This is a genomic window from Micromonospora sp. KC721, from assembly GCF_004348355.1.
Lineage (GTDB): Bacteria > Actinomycetota > Actinomycetes > Mycobacteriales > Micromonosporaceae > Micromonospora.
On record NZ_SMJY01000004.1, the window covers coordinates 61,766 to 78,856 of the forward strand.

Here is a 17,091-nt window from a genome sequence, read left to right on the forward strand (position 1 = left end):
GGGACTTGGTATGCCGACACTGACCCCGCTGGAGAGGCTACGCACCGGAACGGCCGCGCGGCCGATCACGTTCGACTCCATCCCGCCGGCCCCGGTACCGGCCAATCCGGACCGGATCTCGCCAGACACGGTCGCGGAGATCGTCCGGCGATACCGTCGCCACGGCTTCGCGGTCGCCCAGTTCGCACCGGGGCCGTGGACGGAGCAAACCGTTGAGCGACTGGCGGTGGCGCTCGATCTGGGTGAGCCGTTCGTCCCACCGTTGTACAGCAGGGGCGGGTACTCCTCACCCCCGGTGTCCCGGATAGGTGCGCCCGCAGTCGACGACACCTCAGGCACGCTTCATCCGCACTTCGAAACGACCGTCGGGCAGGAGCTGCACTGCGATGGAACCCTCCAGGACATCGGCGAGGTGAAGTCGGTGATCCTGCTGTGCCAGTCGCAGGGGCTTGACGGCGGCACAACGACCCTCTTCAATGCCCATGGCGCGTTCACCAAGCTCCTCGACGTCGATCCCGAGGCGGCTCGGGCGCTGACAGCGCATGGAGTCCTCGTCCGCCAGGCCACGTTCAACGGATCCTCGGAAATCAAGGAAACTCCGGTGTTCGCGGTGGACGGCGAACAGTTGATCTGCCGGTACTGCGTCGATGCAACCGACCGCTGGGCGGTGCCGGAGGGTAGCGACGCCGCCGCCATCGCGCGCGGTGCCGAGTTCCTGCACCAGGCGCGACAGGTCGGCAGCACGTTCATCCGGCGCTTCGACCTCGCGGCCGGCCAGGCCCTCGTCATGGACAACACCCGGATCTCGCACGGACGCGACGCCTATCGCGACGGGCCCGGTCGACGCCGATGTCTCCTGCGCAGCCTTCACCTGCGTCATCCCCGCGTGGACCGTTCCGGCGATGACGGTCGGTAGCCCTCCTCCGTTGGACGCGGAACTGGCCAATCCGCTGCGGGCCATCTTGGCCGACCTACCGCCCCTGACGCTCGAGAGCATCCCCGACCGGCGGGCCCGAACCGCAGCGACCGGGATGACCGACGACGAGATCCGTCGTGGCGGCGCCTTCGAAGTGCGATGGCTCGACCTGCCGGCGGCCGGCGGCGACGGCACGATGAGGCTGCTGGTCTGCCGGAACACGGCCGCGCGCGAGCCACATCCCGCGATCTTCAACATTCACGGTGGCGGCATGGTGGCCGGCGATGCGCGGTGCGCCGACCTCGGTGGCGAGTTGCGGCGGGCCGAGGCACTGCGGCTGTCGGTCCTCGCCATCGAGTACCGTCTGGCCCCGGAGCATCCCGATCCGGCCCCGGTGGAGGACTGCCACGCCGCACTGCGGTGGATCGTGGAGCACGCCGACGAGCTGGGCATCGACCCCCGCCGCATCGTCGTCAGCGGTAACAGCGCCGGTGGGGGTCTCGCTGCCGGGGTGTCGCTGCTCGCCCGAGACCGGCGCACCGCACGGCCGCTGGGGCAGATGCTCCAATGCCCGATGCTCGACGACCGGTGCGACACCGAGTCGGCGCACCAGATGGAGTCCGTGGGCCTCTGGCACACCGGATCCAACCGGACCGGCTGGCGGGCGCTGCTCGGGGACCGGCAGGGCGGCGCCAACGTGTCCTGCTATGCGGCGCCTGCCCGCGCATCCGACCTGCGCGGTCTTCCACCGACGTTCGTCGACGTCGGCGCAGTGGAGTCGTTGCGGGACGAGGCGATGCTGTTCGCCATGCGTCTGTGCCAGGCGGGGGTCGCCACCGAGCTGCACGTGTGGTCTGGCGCGTTCCACAGCTTCGACCAGTGGGTGCCCGAGGCGGAGGTGTCCCGGGCGGCAGAGGCGGCCCGGCTCTCCTGGCTCCGCCGGCTCCTCAACCAGACAGGATGAGAACGGCTCCACGAGGAGGCCCGATGCGTCAACCCAAGTTAAGTCTGATCATCCCGTACGAGAGACGGCTGGACAATCTGCGGCTCGCCCTGCAGGGCCTCGCCCGGCAGACGATGTCACCGGCGGACTTCGAAGTCGTCGTCGGCACCACGAAGTACGACGACGACTACGTCGCCACCTGCCGGGAGGTGGTCGACCGGATCAACCTGGTGACCGTCATGTCCGACGAGCGGTTCGAGATCCCGCGAGCCCGGAACCTGGCCATGCGACAGGCCACCGGAGACGTTATCGTCAACATCGACGCCGACACCCTGCTGCCACCCCACGGCCTGCAGCACCTTTACGAGCGGCACTACGCCTTCGGACAGAACGCGTGCGTCGTGGGGCAGGTCGTGGGGTACGGCAACAACTACGACGGCGATGTCTCGCACGTCGTACCGGAGCCGTTCGAGATCTGGCAGAAGCGCCTGGAGGAACTGCACGGCATCGTGGAGCGACCACGTGATCCGCGGTTCCAAGTCGAGCACGTCATACCGTGGAGCTTCGCCTGGACGGGCCTCGTGGCGCTGCCGGCCGGGTTGGTCAGGAAGCACGACCTCTACTTCGACGAGTCGTTCATCGGATGGGGCGTCGACGACATCGAGTGGGGCTATCGCATCGCGGCCACCGGCACACCGATCCTGTTGCGTCCGGACGCGTACGCCATACATCTCCCCCACGTCCGGGACAGTGCCGCCAACTTCGTCACCGAGGCGATCACGTACCGCCAGTTCCTCCGCAAGTGGCCGGGCCCGGACGTGGAGCTCGCGGCGGCGTTCAGCGACTACGAAGCGAACGGCCTCTACCTGGACTACCTCGCCGCAGTGCGAGCCGTCCTCCGGGACGGCGCAGACCTGCTGGGCACGGTGCGCGTCGTGACGGATGGCACCGCGTCGCTGTTTCTCGGCGTGCCCCTCGATCGCGAGCATCACATTCTCGACGCCGAGGTCCGCGACGTCACGCGGTCGGCAGCCTCGGTGGAGATCCTGCCGCTGGCCGGGCTGGCTGTGCCGTACGAAGACGGTAGCGCGGCGAACTGCCGCGTCCTGCCCACGATCGACCGCCTGCCCGCCAAGTATGTGGCCAAGGTCCGGGCCACCGCCCGGCGCCTGGTCGGCGCGGACGCCGAGGGGGCGCGATGACGCTGCCGGCTCCTCCGTTGGCCAACGCGGACCTCAACGAGTTGCTCGCACTCGGGATCGACCTCGCCGTGCGGGCGGGCGAAGCGATCGGCGCGGAGCACGATGGTCGGCGCAGCCTTCGGGTGAAGTCCACCCCGACCGACCATGTCACCGCCGCGGATCTGGCCAGCGACGCCGCCATCCGGGCCGGGCTCGCCCGGAGACGCCCGCGCGACGGAATCCTCTGCGAGGACGGCGACGACATCGAGTCCGCCACCGGGCTGCGCTGGGTGGTGGACTCGCTCGACGGCACGGTCAACCATGTGCACGGTGTTCCGCACACCTCGGTGAGCATCGCCTGCGAGGCGTACGTCGGCCGGGTCTGGTCGGCCGCCGTCGCCGTCGTACTGGACGTCGCCCGTGGCGAGCTGTTCACCGCGGTTCGAGGCGGTGGTAGCCGGCTCGACGACAGGCCGATCGGCGTCACTGATCCGGTGCCGATTGGGCAGGCGTTGGTGGCGACCGAGTTCGGTTACTCGTCGGAGAGCCGGCAGCGCCAGGCGGTCACCCTCGCCCGCGTCGCGCCGCTGGTCGGTGACGTCCGCGCCACGGGGAGTTCCGCACTCGACCTCTGCTGGACCGCGGCTGGCCGGCTCGACGGCTACTACGAGGACGAGCTGTCCCGCTGGGACTGGGCCGCCGGACGCCTGATCGTGGAGGAGGCTGGCGGGATCGTCACGGAGCTCGGCGCCGGCGTGCTGGCTGCCGGTCCCCAGCTGCATCGGGCGATGCGCAGTCTGCTCGACGCGGCGGCCTGACGGGACAGCCACCGCCTCGACCGCGAGACGTCACGAGTAGACATCTGGAGGCAGCCAGCCATGTCCGGCACCGTATCGCCGCTGATCGACCGCCGTTGGCGAGTCGTGGTGATCTCCACCCATTTCGATGACGCCGCCCTGTCCATTGGCGGTTTTCTCCTCGGGATCACGGTACCCAAGGCCGTCGTGACCGTGCACGGCGGCGCACCGGATACCGGGGCACAGCTCGCCAGCTGGGACCGGGACTGCGGCTTCACCACGGCGACAGAGGCCCACGCCACGCGCCTGGCGGAGGACGACCGGGCGTGCGCGATCCTGGGCGCCGACCAGGTGGCTCTGAACAACCCCGACAACCCGTACCGATCCGGCGGGCCGCTGATCGGCCTACGCGAGCTGTTCGCGAGCCTGGACGCGGACGTGCAGGTGCTGCTGCCGCTGGGCATCAACCAACCGGATCACGGCGTCGCGCGGGACGCGGCCCTCGCGGCGCTCGACAGCACCGGCCATCGTCGTGTGGGGATGTACGCAGACCTGCCGTACGCCGCCGCGCTCGTCACCGACTGGACCTCCGCGCCCGCGGAGGCGCTCGCGTCGGAGTTGGCGGCCCACGACGCCGGCTATCGTGCCCTTTTGGCACGCTACGACCTGAGAATCTCGCACAGCATCACGCTCGGCCCGTCCGAGTGGTCGCGGAAACGCGATGCTGTGCTCTGCTACGCCTCGCAGCTCAGCCTCGTCGGCGCGATGGGCGAGGTGCGGCACATGGGTGCTCTGCTCGGCTATCCGGGCGCCATGCAGCGAGAGCTCATCTGGTCTGTCGGTTAGTCCCCGTCTTTCCGCTGCCCGCCGCTGAGACGGGCCCGGCTGGTCGTGACGGTCAACGCCGCCACGACCAGCCGGCCCACGGCCGCGAGCTACGGCTGGGTGGCCGTCGTGTGTGCGCTAGGCGGGAAAATGAGCTCCACCTGAGACGTCTCTTGCTCGTAGGTGGCCGAATGCTCCACTGACGTCGGCACATGGAACCAATCGCCGGGCCCGTAGTGCCGCTCATCGCCGCCGATGGTCAGCCGCACCAGACCCTTGGTCACCACACCGGCGATGTCCAGGTCGTCGTGACGATGCGGTGCCAGGGTGAGGCCGGCGGGGTAAGTCGCGAAGACAACCTCACAGCCGTCCGCCGCCAGTTTTCGGGCAGGGATTTTCAGGCCGTCCTGAACCACCCAGTTCTCGTCGGTGGGAAACCGTTCGATGTGTGCAGGAAAAGCGGAGTCAATGACCATGGCGCTAGCTACTCCCAATCATCGTGCTGGCGGGGCAACGGCAGCGGTCAGCGGTAATGGCTGGCCTTACCGCGATCGGCGATGGCGAACGTGAAGCAGCGCACGGAGTCGTGCTCGCTCACCGGTTCAAGACTGTGCACCACATCAGACGGAATGTGGACGAGATCGCCGGGGACGACGATACGTTCGTCGTCCCCGACCCTCATTCGTCCCCGGCCGTGCAGCACGTAGTAGAACTCGACCGACGGGTGTTGGTGGGGCTCCACCAGGTCGCCGCCGGCGACCTCGAACTCGGTGACGTACTCCAGATAACCGCCCTCGGTTGCCCCGCGCAGTTCCTCCGGCCGCACCAGCCACCAGACGTCGATTGTGTTGTGCGACTTTTCCCGGACGCACTGATCTGTTGAACGTAGATCCATGTGGATATCTTATCGGCGCGCGGCCGCTGCGCGACCGTACGTCGAACCACCAACCTCACTCGCCCCGGCGGTTCAGCGCCTCGGTGACGAGCGCGATGTGTCCGTCCAGCGTCCGCGCCGCGAGAAGGCCGCGCAGCGGCAGCGTGACGCCGGTCGTTGCCTTGATACGACGGGCCAGATGGGTCACGAGCATCGAGTCCCCGCCACGGTCGAAGAAATCCGCGGTGCCCGGGTAATTGTCTGGTCCGAGGAGGCTGGACCACAGGTCTCGGACTAGGCGCGCGGCGTCGGGAGTCTCAGCGCCGACGGTGTGCGGCGCGGCCGGAGCGGACGCCTCGGCGACGGTTTCGCCTTCCGAACCTTTGTCCGTGGACGGTTTCGGCCGCCGACCATCCGGCCCGACCGGCGCGGCGAGCTCCGGCGTCAGGAACCTGTCCCCGGCGAAATGGTAACCGGGAAGATGGACCGCCTTTCCCTGCCCGACCAGGCCGGCCAACCGGACGGGGTGGCCGGCGACCCACAGCGCTCCGATGGCACCGAGTGGCCCGAGTGCCGCGCCGCCGCGGTTGTCGTCGAGCGGAATCGCCGCTATGCCGGAGTACTGCGCCATGGTGGTCAACGCGGAGCCCGGCCCCACCTCGATGGCCGTCACCGCACCGAAGTGCTCGGCCAGGCTGCCGAGCGCACCGGCGAACAGCACGGGACGCCGAATCTGTTCGACGAGCGCGCCGGCAGGCAGTCGCGCACCCGCCGGCAGCAGTGTCCCGGTGAAGCCGGAGGCGAACGCCATCCGGCTGGGCAGGAGGTCACCAGGTGGCAGCGCTGTTCCGAGCGCTCGGACGGCCGGCTCCATCATCGTGGTGTGGAAGGCATGACTTGTTCGCAGGATCCCAGACCGGACCTTGCCGTCGATCGCCTCGCGCAGCTCGGCCACCGCTCCGGCCGGTCCCGCCATGACACACATCGCCGAGCCGTTCACCGCTGCCAGTTCGAGTGGCAGCGCCGCCTGCTCCGCGAGCGCGAGTGCCGTCTGCTCGTCGCATTCCAGCCAGAGCATGCCACCCGGCGCGCAGTCCCGCATGGCCTCCGCGCGCGCGGTGACGAACGCCGCCGCCGTGGCGACGTCGAGCATCCCCGCGATGCAAGCGGCTGTGACCTCGCCGAGGCTGTGCCCCGCGACGGCGGTGGGAACGACCCCCACATCGTCGACGATGGTGCGGGCCAAGGCGTACTCGGTAGCGAAGAGGGCGGGCTGGGCAAGACCTGTGTCTCGCATGTCGTCGGCGCAGGACGATGGATCGAACAGGGCCCGACGCAGCCGGCCCGCTAACGGCTCGGCGAATGCCTCGATGCATCCCTCCAGCGCCGCTCGGTAACCGGGTAGCGCCTCGGCGAAGGTCAGCGCCATGCCGGGCCGCTGGGCACCCTGCCCCGGAAAGAGGAACACCAGGGGCGACGGAGCGTCACCCGGTGACCGTTCACCGGCGAGGTCCGCCTCAGCGGAGAGCGTGGCCGCGGCACCGAACCGATCATCGGCGACCGCCACCATCCGAACTGGCAGTTCGGCACGCCCGCGCGCCAGCGTGTACGCCACGTCTTCGATCGCGACCGGGGTGGTGTTCAGGTGATCGCTCAGGCGCCGGGCCGCGCCGTGCAGACTCCGGGCGTCCATGGCGGACAGTGCCAGGAGCCGCGGACCGGCCGACGGGTGGCGCGGTCGTGACGGCGCTGGCGCTTCCTCCACGATGACGTGAGCGTTGGTACCGCCGATGCCGAACGAGCTGACGCCCGCCCGGCGCGGTCCCGGGCCGGCCCACGCCTTCGGTGCGTCCGGCACGTACAGGGGCGAGCCGTCGGTCTCCAGCAGTGGATTGAGCCGCTGGAATCCTGCCACGGGGGGCACCGCGGCCTCCCGCACGACCCGGAGCGCTTTGATGAGCCCCGCGATCCCGGCAGCGGCGTCCAGGTGACCGATGTTGGCCTTGAGCGCACCGACGGCCACCGTTCCTGGGGCCGCGTCCAGGCCGGACAGCGCCGCAGAGGCGGCCGACCATTCGATCGGATCACCGATCCGCGTTCCCGTGCCGTGGGTCTCCAGATAGCCGGTCTGCGTGGCGTCAATGCCGGCCGTCGCGTAGGCGGCCCGGATCACGCTCTCCTGGCCCTCGGGCGAGGGCGCGAAGTATCCCGCCCTGGCGGCACCGTCGTTGTTCACCGCACTGGCCACGATCACGCCGTGCGGCGGCGGGCCGTCGCCCAGCGAGTCCGCGAGCCGCCGGAGCACCACGCAGGCCACGCCTGCGCCAGGAACGACGCCGTCCGCCGCCGCGTCGAAGGGGCGGCAGACGCCGGTCCGCGACAAGACGCCACCGGGCAGATACAGATGGCCACCCTGCGGATAGCCGATGCCGGCGGCCACGACGACCGCCTGGTCGCATTCCCCGTTGAGCAACGCCTGCACCGCGAGGTGAACCGCCACCAAACCGGACGAGCAGGCGGTCTGTACAGCGATGGCGGCGCCGGTCAGGCCCAGCTTGTAGGCGATAAGGCTGGCGATGAAGTCCGGCTCGGTACCGTGCAGCGCCTGGTCCAGCCGCGCTGGGTCGAGCGGCCCGCGCGTCAGCATGGCGCGGAGATAGCCGCTGCCACTGGCGCTGGTGAAGACGCTCGTCACGGGCGCGTCCCGACCAAAGCCGGATGCCGCGTCCTCCAAGCCCGCCCAGGCAGCCTCCAACATCAGCCGGTGCTGCGGATCCATCACCTCCGCGTCCCGGGGCGTGATCCGGAAGAGCGTGTGAGCGAACCTGTCGGCGTCGGGCAGGTAGCCACCTGCGGGTACATAGTCGGGGTCGTCGACGAGATCGGCGGGCACCCCTGCGGCGAGCAGCGCCTCGCGGGTGTGCGTCGTGATGAGCCGCTCGGCCCGGCAGACGGCCGACCACAGACCGTCCACGTCCCGGCGGCCGGGAAACCATCCCGCGACACCGACGACGCCAATGTCGAGTGAACGGTCACGTGTCATCGCCAACTCCCTTCCTGTGGATGAGAACACCGTCAACGGCGGGCATCGGCCGCTATGCGCCGACGCGCCGGACAAATGAGGCGTGCGCTCGCTTCCCCGCCCCGTCCTTCGGCGTACTGGCTTATAGTCCACCACGAATGGCTCGTCGACGGGGGATGGCATGCGGGCTGGCTCATTGGTTGCATCGAACCTGCCGGGTTGTCGAGGCAGCCTTCACGACATGGTCGCCGCGACAGCACGAACCCGCCCCGACGCCACGGCATTGGTGGCCGGCGACCACCGGCTTTCGTATGCAGATCTTGACCGTACGGCCGCAGCCTGGTCGGCGGATCTGACCCGGCGCGGGGTCCGGCCCGGTCATCTCGTCCCCATCGTGCTGCCGAAAGGCGTCGAGCTTGTCATCTCGCTGCTGGCGGTACTCAAGGCGGGTGCCGCCTATTCCCTTCTGAGGCCCGACTGGCCGGCTTCCCGCCTGACGCAGATACTCGGTCAGCTCGACAGTCCGATCACCATCGCCGCCGACCTTCCGCCGTCGGTCGCTGCCACCGTGTGGACGCCGCCAACCGCTGCCGCCTCGCCCCCACCTGGCTGGCGCAGCGCATCCACTCATGACACCGACCCGTGCTGCGTGTTTTTCACCTCCGGCACCACGGGCTCGCCAAAGGGAGCGCTCACCACCCACCGTGCCATCTCCCGCCTGTTCCGCGCGGGGGTACTGCCCGGCCTGACCGATCGGGTCGTCGTGCCCCTCGGCGCACCCATCCCGTGGGACGCTTTCGCCCTGGAGCTGTGGTGGGCCCTGCTCACCGGAGGTACGGCCCTGCTTGACGACGAGCCCTACCTCACGGGTACCGGCTTGCGCCGGGCCGTCGCCGGACACGGCGCAACCGTCACCTGGCTGACCAGCAGTCTGTTCAACATGATCATCGATGAGGACATCGACTCGTTCGCCGGTTTGCACGCCGTCGTGGCCGGTGGCGAGGCGCTCTCGCCACGGCACGTCCGCCGGTTCCTGGACCGGCACCCCGAGATCCCCCTGTGCAACGGGTACGGCCCGGTGGAGTCGACCGTGTTCACCACCCTGCACCGCGTCCGGCCGGCGGACTGCGACCTGCCGGATGGAATCCCCCTGGGCCAGCCGGTGCCGGGCACCGAGGTCCATGTCCTCCACGGTGACCAACCGTGCCCCGCCGGGGTCGTGGGCGAGATCTGCGTCTCCGGCGAAGGTCTCGCGCTGCGTTATGTGGGCGACCCCGCGCTCACCCGGACGAGGTTCGAGTCGGTGTCGGTGAACGGGCGCGACACCCGGGTCTACCGCACAGGTGACCTGGGCATGCTCGCGTCGGACGGCGTGCTGCACTTCCGGGGGCGCGCCGACCGGCAGGTGAAGATCCACGGGCATCGGGTCGAGCCGGCCGAGGTGGAGCACCAGATCGAGGCGTCACTCCCGGTCCGCGCATGCCGCGTGGTCCCCGCGCCCGGTCGGGACGGCCGGCCCGACCGCCTTATCGCGTTCTGCGTGCCGCAGCGCACGGGCGACGCGCTAGACGATGCCCTCGGCGTGTTGCGCGCGACCATGGTGCCGTACCAACTGCCGGCAGCCGTTGTCAGCGTCGAGGCTTTCCCGTTGACGGCCAACGGAAAACTCGACGAGGTCAGCCTGCTGGCCGCCACCTCGGGCCAGGACAATCTGCTCCGCGCAGCCCGTACCCCATTGGCGGACGGGGCTCCGCGGCCGGGTGCCGCCACCGGGCAGGGAACGGTCGCGATCGTGGCCAGGGTGTTCGATGAGGTCCTCGGGACGTCGACGCCCCGCGGATCGTCCTTCTTGAGTCTCGGTGGGTCCTCGCTCGATGCCGGCAGAATCTGCGCACGCCTGAGCGCGCTGGTGGGGCGTCCGGTGCCTCTGTCACGGCTCTACCAACATCCGAGCGTCGAGGAGCTCGCTGGGTGGCTGGACCAGGCGCCGACGCGCGACCGCGACCATCGGCCCGACTCCCCGGACAGCTCGGTTCCGCTGACGGCGATGCAGCGGGTCTTCCTGACCCGGTTCCTCGCCAATCCGGCCGACCGGACCGGACATTGCCTGCTGACCTGGGTCGTCGAGGGCCATGTGGATCGGGCGGCCCTGATGGCCGCTGTGACTGCCGTGCACCGGCGTCACACTCCACTGCGCGCCGGGTACCTGCCTGACCCCTCGCCGCGGATGCTTCTCGTGGACATCGAACCGCCACCGCTGGAGGAGCTTCCCGGCCAGGCGTCCGTCGAGGCCGCCGTCGCGGCGGTGCGAGACGCCTTCGACGAAGACCTCGACGTGACGGTGGCCGACCTGTGGCGCGTCGCACTCGTTCCCGTCGGCGGCGACACCGCGGTGCTCGGCATCGTGGTCCATCACATCGCGTTCGACGGGCGATCCCAGTCGGTGCTGGCCACGGACCTCGGCGCCGCATACCGCCGTGCGTTGGCGGGCCGCGATGCCCACGAGTCGCCGACACCTCTGGATCTGACCTACCGCCATTGCGCGGGCGAGGCCAACGAGGCCGCCGATGCCGAGGTGGCGCGACGGCTCCGCGGCGCACCCGACCTGGTCTGGCCCAGGCCCCCGGCAGGCAGGCCGCCGGGCGCGCCAGCGACCGGACTGGTCACGACGGCCATCCGAGCCTCAACGGTGGATGCGCTCAAGGGGTACGCGAAGGTGCTCGGCACGTCACCCTACGTCGCGCTCCTCGCCTGTTACGGCGCGGCCGTCGCTACCGTCACCGGGCACGGCGACTTCGTCGTGAGCTCGCCGATGAGCCAACGCTCCAGTTCCGAGACCAGCGACGTCGTCGGGTGTCATATCGCAATGGTGTTCGTGCGGCTGCGTGGGTCGATGCTCGCCGGCGACCCGTCGGCTGTGCGCGCCGTCGCCGCCGCCGTCGCCGCGGCGCGGGGCGCACAGGACGTTCCGCTGGGGAAAGTACTCGATCTCACGGGCGCGCGGCGCGGTTCCCGCCCGCCGCTCGCGCAGACCCTGTTCGCGCTCCAGGACGATCCGGTGCCGCGGCTGGACCTGGTGGGCGCGGCGACCACCCTCGTGCGCCAGCCATACCTTGACCTGCCGGCCGACCTCCACGCCGAGCTCTGGCCCGGCGAGCACGGGGAACTGGCGGTGGATGTCTCGTACCGCATCGATGCGGTCGCCGTGGAGACGGCAGAAGATATCGCACACAGGTTCGTCGCGAGCGTCGACGCGCTCGTGGGACCGGCATCGTGGGGTGATGACGATCGAGGCCGTCGTGGATGACGCCATCATGGATCCGGGGCGGCTGACCGATCCGGCGGTGCACGCCCGTGGCGAGACGCGGGCTGTGTGGCGTTGGATGCGTCGACATGCGCCGGTTCACTGGCACGAGCCGGGAGTGTATCCGGGCTTCTGGTCGGTGACCCGATACGCCGACGTGCGGCGCGTATACCTCGACCATGCCACCTTCAGCTCGGCACATGGGGTGATGCTGCGGCCCATCACGGCCGGCGCTGACCCTGGCTCCGGCCTGACGCTGGCGCTGACCGACCCACCTCGGCACACCGCGATCCGCGCCCTTGTCGCCGACGCCTTTTCCGGCCGGCAGGTACGGTCATTTGAGGAGAACGTGCGGCGGTCGGCCCGCGCCGTGCTCGACGCGGCGCGGGAACGCCAGACATGCGATTTCGTCCACGACGTTGCGGCGCATCTGACCGTCGCCGTGATCGGTGCCATCCTGGGCATACCGGCTTCGGATCACGACGACGTGCTGCGCTGGACCAGCGAGTCGTTTGCTGCCGGCCGATCACTGGCCACGCACCACGAGCTGATGCGGTACGTGATCGAGCTCATCGACCTCTCGACAGCGGACCCGGGCGACGACGTCGTCGGCCGGCTCGTGGCCGGCACAGTCGACGGGGATCCGCTCTCCGACGTCGAGATCCTGCTGAACTGCGAGAACATCATTGGAGCGGCAGAGAATTCCGGGCTTTCGATCGCGGCCGGCATCGTCGCGTTCGCCGAGCACCCGGACCAGTGGTCGCTTCTCGTCCAGCGCCCGGATCAGTTGCCGAGCGCCGTCAACGAGATCCTTCGCTGGACCTCCAGCGCCAGTCACAGCATGCGGACGGCCACGGCACCGGTGTTGCTCGGCGACCACACGATCGCACCCGGCGACCGGGTCGTCGTCTGGTTGCCGTCGGCCAATCGCGACGAGGAAGTGTTTGTCGCGCCCGACGAGTTCCGGGTGACTCGACGCCCCAACCGCCACCTCAGCTTCGGCGCGGGGCCGCACGCCTGCATCGGTGCCGCGTTGGCCCGCATCCAGACCACCGTGCTCTTGTCTGAACTGCTCGATGCTGGCCTGCGGGTCGAGCCTGCCGGCCCCGCGGTGCCGGTGGCTTCCATCGTGGTGAGTGGCCCGGCCTATCTGCCGGTTCACATCGTCGCAGGCGGCCCGGGTGATGGTACGGAGGTGCCGCGGGCTCCCGTCGAGACAAGCCCCAACCACAGCCAGAGTAGAACAGAGTCCACAAGATTGAGGGAACGAGGCCAATGCTCGACATAACCGCTGATATCGTGCGCTCTCTGATTGATGAGCAATTCCCTGACTGGCGCGACCTGCCGATCGTCCCGGTGCCGCGCCAGGGTTGGGACAACAGGACGTTCCGCCTCGGTGACGAGCTGGCGGTGAGACTACCCAGCGCCGAAGGGTATGTGGCGGCCGTGGAGAAAGAGGAGCGGTGCCTGCCCATCCTGGCCAAGCACCTGCCCCTGCCGGTGCCGGAATCGCTTGCCATCGGCTCGCCGTCGCCGGTGTACCCGTTCCCTTGGTCGGTCCGCCGCTGGTTGCCAGGTGAACCGGTCGACAGCAGCCCGGCCGTCGACCGGACGACACTGGCACGCGATCTCGGCAGCTTCCTCACCGCGCTGCGCGACGTGCCGACCCGGCACGGCCCGGCCGGCGGCCAGCACTCGTACTTCCGAGGTTGCCACCCGAGTGTCTACAGCGAGCAGGTGGAAACGGCGCTGAGTCGCCTGGGCGACGCGGTCGACGTCAGCGCCTGCCAGACGATCTGGGCCGAAGCGCTGATCACCGCGTGGCCGCTCGCGCCCGTGTGGTTCCACGGCGACGTGGCCGCCGGCAATCTGCTGGTCGACGATGGTCGGCTCGCCGCCGTCATCGACTTCGGCACGTGCGGGGTCGGTGACCCCGCTTGCGACCTCGTCATGGCGTGGACCTACTTCACCGGCGACGAACGGAAGGTTTTCGCAAACGCGGTGGGCCTTCCCCTCGACACCTGGCGCCGGGCCCGCGGGTGGGCGCTGTGGAAAGCGCTGGCCACGATGGCCGGCCTGTCCAGCCCCGACCCCGAGGGCTTCCAGACAAAGGTACTAGTCCAGGTACTTGCCGACCCGGTCGTCTGACCGGCGGCACGACGCGCCGCAGTCACCAACCAGCTGGCATCCACGGCACCCTGTCACGGAGGAGCAAAGATGTCGATCGATCATCGGGACCTGTCGCGTCACCTCGCCGAACTTCGGCAGGTGGCGGCCGCCAAAGTCGAGCAGGACCGGCTGCCCACCGGCCTCGAGGCCGGCCTTCAGGTACGAAAGGATCTGAGCAAGCTTGGGCTGGACAGCTATGCCGTCGACCTGGAGACCAACGGGTATACGGTCCTTCCGCCGCACGTCGCCGGCCCTCCGGACCTCTGGCCCAGGCTACGGGACCTGATCCTGTCCATCGACGAGGAGGAGCAGCCCGACGCGCCCGAGCCAGGCCACTCCCGCGGCCGGAACCTCTGGCACCTGCTGCCCCGGGACCCGGTGTTCGAGCAGGCCCTCATGGCACCGGCGCCCCTCGCGCTGGTGGCGTATCTGATGGGATACCGGGCAAAGCTGAGCCAGTTTCGGGGAATCGTCAAGGACGACACGTCCGTGCTGCCCATGGAGATCCACGCCGACCACAGCCGAAAGGTTCCTGCCCCCTGGCCGAGCGACGCTCAGTACTGCACGGTCACCTGGGTGCTGAGCGAATACACCAGGGACAACGGCGCGGTGTGCGTCTTCCCCGGCACGCACAAGCTCTGCACCGATGTGCCTCGCGAGTTCGAAATGGCGCATGACCATCCCGATCTCGAGGTAATCGAGGCGGAGGCCGGCTCGGTCATCATCTGGCATGGTGGCCTCTGGCACGGCGCGGTTCCGCGTACCGCGCCGGGCAAGCGCGTGACCCTCGTGATGCCGATGGTCCGCTACCACCTGCTGCCGCAGGAGGTGTTCTTCGCTTCGACCACGCGCGAAATGCTGGAGCGCAACTCGTCCCGCTTCGCCGCGCTCATGGGTCTTCTCGGCGCGTGGCCGTGGGGTGCCGACGGTCCGGACACCGCCTACAAGCGACCAAGTTGGCTGTCGACGTCACGCGAAAACCGGTTCGCCTAGGGCGGCGTTGCCCGGCTGGCCGCGCCGCGCTTCGCCTCCGCCCACAGCTCGCGGAGCCGCTTGGGCGAAGCAGCCGCCAGATCTTCTCCGCGGGCGTCGATGTAGTCGAGCCGGGCAACGAACCGCCCTACGGCGCCGATGAGTACGTCGTCGGGATCCACGCCGAGCTGCCGTGCCACCTGCACCGCCGCGAACAGGATGTCGCCGACCTCGGCGGCGTTGGGATCGGCGCGGGCTTCCGCCACCTCATCCTCGACGTCGGCGAGGGCGGCGGCCAGATCCGGCAGCCCGAAGCCCATCCCCGCGCCGCGGTGCTGGGCACGCAACGCCGCAGCGAGAGCCGACTCGCTCCCAAACTCTCCATTATGGATATACAGTGATGAGTAGGGGCCAATGTCGATGTATTCGAGGTCGGCCCAGGTGACCGGCGCCACCGACTCGCCCGGCAGGCCTAGACGATGGGCGACGGTGACCGGCGCGGCCGCCTCGATGTCAGGCAGTCGGGCGGCCGCCGATATCCATCGCCGAGTCAACTCCGCCACGACGAGTCCACCCTGGCGCACCGAGGCAGCGTTGACCTCGGCGGCTCGCCGCACCCGGACAGCACGGTGGAACGGATCAATTCCGATGCGCTGCCACAACAGGTCGAGGAAGGATGTGCCGGGAATGACACGAAGCACCGCCCGGTGTCGTCTCACCAGCCACGCCACAACCGGCTCCAAGACGTACGGCGAGCCAGGAACAGCGAGCACCGACGGCGATCCCGCTTTGGCCGCGGCATCCAGGAGCAGGCGCGCGGCGGCGGGCGGATCGGTCGACGGCAGGGCAACGCCATCCGAAACATTCGACATCGCCGGGTGCTCGGGCGCGGTCGTGAACACGCTGCCGGCCGTCCGAACGGCGTCCACTGCGGCCCCGCACGCCATGTCGCGCGGCCCCGGACCGAGGCCGACAACGACAATCCGGTGCTGATCCAACGGAACGGCCTTTCCCGAGGGCATGCCGGGCCATCCGGCAGTTCAAAGACGACGATATACACACGGCTGTGTGCTCCCTGACCCGGGACACAGGCCCCCGCGAGAACGGAGTCAGGCGCATGTCGAGCCTCGAAAGTGATGCCCGCCTTCTGGCGTGGTGGAGATTTGAGGAGGGGGCGGGAGACGTTGTCGAGGACTCCTCCGGCAACGGCCACACCCTACGCCTCGTTGGCGACCCCGCCTGGGTCCGCGGCAAGCCCGGCGGCGCAGTCGCCCTGAACGGCAAGGATCAGCATCTGGAAACGGCCGGACCGGTACTGCGCACCGACGAGAGCTTGAGTGTGGCCGCGTGGCTGCGCCTGGACCGCGCGGTTGTCGGCGACTACCTTGCCTTTCCACCCGGGTGGTACGCCTTAACTGCTGTCAGCCAGCCAGGACCGGCGGCCGGGTCACTCACTCACTCGCCGTTCTATCTGGGCGTACGGGCGCGGGACGAGGACACCCCAGAGGTGATGAAGTGGTGTCTGGAGGTAGCGCCGGTCGACGGTGACCCGCCCGGTCCACCGTGGCCGTTTGTCTGGGAGAACGCTTTTTCTCCCGGTCAGCTCGACTCGTCGGTGCTCGATCGTTGGGTCTTCGTCGTCGGCGTCGTGGACAAGGAGTCACTGACCACTCACCTCTACCTGCCGGCGACCGGCGAGCACGGCACCGCGACGCTTGTCTCCCATTGGCCATTTTGGCAGGCCGACGCGCCCCTGCAGATCGGGCGGGCGTACTGGCGCAACGAGCCGGTCGACCAGTGGCCCGGGTCCGTCGGGCCGATCCGGCTGTTCGAGGGTGTGCTCACCCAGGACGACGCACAGCGGCTCTATCGCGAGGATCTGGGCGGCGACGAACCCGGCTGAGCGCCACCACGCCGCGTAGCCACGTCGACGAACGGTTGCTCGACGTCTCGAACCAGCAAAGCCATGGCCGACCGGGCAGGTTCGCAGTCGAGCAACCACCAGCGACCCATTCTGTGAAGACCAACCGCGTGCGGGTGTCGAACGACGGTAACGGGCCCGTGGGGCGGGGCCCGCCAACAGACGCG

Annotated in this window: 14 protein-coding genes; 10 read left to right on the forward strand and 4 right to left on the reverse strand. The window is 69.4% G+C overall.

The genetic code is table 11. The features are described from left to right. Positions 1–10: 10 nt before the first annotated feature. Genes E1182_RS01450 through E1182_RS01470 form a run of 5 tightly spaced genes read left to right on the forward strand, consistent with a single transcriptional unit; the run spans position 11 to position 4,683 of the window. Positions 11–916 (forward strand): TauD/TfdA family dioxygenase, encoded by a 906-nt coding sequence (locus E1182_RS01450; RefSeq protein WP_132260779.1) that lies wholly within the window; start codon positions 11–13, stop codon positions 914–916. Continuing rightward, complete coding sequence (locus E1182_RS01455) at positions 903–1,880, forward strand: alpha/beta hydrolase (protein ID WP_132260780.1); 978 nt, start codon at positions 903–905, stop codon at positions 1,878–1,880. The genes E1182_RS01450 and E1182_RS01455 overlap by 14 nt, the downstream gene beginning before the upstream one ends. A gap of 23 nt (positions 1,881–1,903) precedes the next feature. Next, complete coding sequence (locus E1182_RS01460) at positions 1,904–3,061, forward strand: glycosyltransferase family 2 protein (protein ID WP_165942467.1); 1,158 nt, start codon at positions 1,904–1,906, stop codon at positions 3,059–3,061. Continuing rightward, entirely contained in the window at positions 3,058–3,858 is an 801-nt protein-coding gene (locus E1182_RS01465) for an inositol monophosphatase family protein (RefSeq protein WP_132260782.1), read from the forward strand. Before E1182_RS01460 ends, E1182_RS01465 begins: the two co-directional genes overlap by 4 nt. A 60-nt stretch (positions 3,859–3,918) precedes the next feature. Further along, positions 3,919–4,683: a PIG-L deacetylase family protein gene (locus E1182_RS01470; RefSeq protein WP_132260783.1), complete on the forward strand. Its 765-nt coding sequence runs from the start codon at positions 3,919–3,921 to the stop codon at positions 4,681–4,683. Between the two features lie 89 nt (positions 4,684–4,772). Here the strand turns inward: E1182_RS01470 and E1182_RS01475 are convergent, their stop codons facing one another. Genes E1182_RS01475 through E1182_RS01485 form a run of 3 tightly spaced genes read right to left on the reverse strand, consistent with a single transcriptional unit; the run spans position 4,773 to position 8,579 of the window. After that, the gene (locus E1182_RS01475; protein WP_132260784.1) at positions 4,773–5,138 is read right to left on the reverse strand and encodes a cupin domain-containing protein; all 366 of its coding nucleotides are present in this window, start codon (positions 5,136–5,138) and stop codon (positions 4,773–4,775) included. Positions 5,139–5,185: 47 nt separating this feature from the next. Beyond that, complete coding sequence (locus E1182_RS01480; RefSeq protein ID WP_132260785.1) at positions 5,186–5,557, reverse strand: cupin domain-containing protein; 372 nt, start codon at positions 5,555–5,557, stop codon at positions 5,186–5,188. A gap of 55 nt (positions 5,558–5,612) precedes the next feature. Beyond that, entirely contained in the window at positions 5,613–8,579 is a 2,967-nt protein-coding gene (locus E1182_RS01485) for a type I polyketide synthase (RefSeq protein ID WP_132260786.1), read from the reverse strand. Positions 8,580–8,799: 220 nt separating this feature from the next. Here E1182_RS01485 and E1182_RS01490 point away from each other — a divergent pair, with 220 nt between their 5' ends. From E1182_RS01490 to E1182_RS01505, 4 genes are all read left to right on the forward strand, one after another. Then, positions 8,800–11,865: an AMP-binding protein gene (locus E1182_RS01490; RefSeq protein WP_207921215.1), complete on the forward strand. Its 3,066-nt coding sequence runs from the start codon at positions 8,800–8,802 to the stop codon at positions 11,863–11,865. Beyond that, positions 11,840–13,150 carry a cytochrome P450 gene (locus E1182_RS01495; RefSeq protein ID WP_132260788.1) on the forward strand — a complete coding sequence of 437 codons (1,311 nt, stop codon included), beginning with the start codon at positions 11,840–11,842 and terminating at the stop codon, positions 13,148–13,150. The genes E1182_RS01490 and E1182_RS01495 overlap by 26 nt, the downstream gene beginning before the upstream one ends. Then, positions 13,138–14,010 carry an aminoglycoside phosphotransferase family protein gene (locus tag E1182_RS01500; RefSeq protein WP_132260789.1) on the forward strand — a complete coding sequence of 291 codons (873 nt, stop codon included), beginning with the start codon at positions 13,138–13,140 and terminating at the stop codon, positions 14,008–14,010. Before E1182_RS01495 ends, E1182_RS01500 begins: the two co-directional genes overlap by 13 nt. A gap of 69 nt (positions 14,011–14,079) precedes the next feature. Next, the gene (locus tag E1182_RS01505) at positions 14,080–15,024 is read left to right on the forward strand and encodes a phytanoyl-CoA dioxygenase family protein (protein ID WP_132260790.1); all 945 of its coding nucleotides are present in this window, start codon (positions 14,080–14,082) and stop codon (positions 15,022–15,024) included. Here E1182_RS01505 and E1182_RS01510 read toward each other — a convergent pair. After that, positions 15,021–16,025: an SAM-dependent methyltransferase gene (locus E1182_RS01510; protein WP_132260791.1), complete on the reverse strand. Its 1,005-nt coding sequence runs from the start codon at positions 16,023–16,025 to the stop codon at positions 15,021–15,023. The two genes, E1182_RS01505 and E1182_RS01510, sit on opposite strands and share 4 nt — an antisense overlap. Before the next feature lie 95 nt (positions 16,026–16,120). On the opposite strand from E1182_RS01510, the gene E1182_RS01515 reads away from it, so the two are divergent. Next, positions 16,121–16,906, forward strand: a complete 786-nt coding sequence (locus E1182_RS01515; protein ID WP_132260792.1) for a LamG-like jellyroll fold domain-containing protein — start codon at positions 16,121–16,123, stop codon at positions 16,904–16,906. Positions 16,907–17,091: the final 185 nt, after the last annotated feature.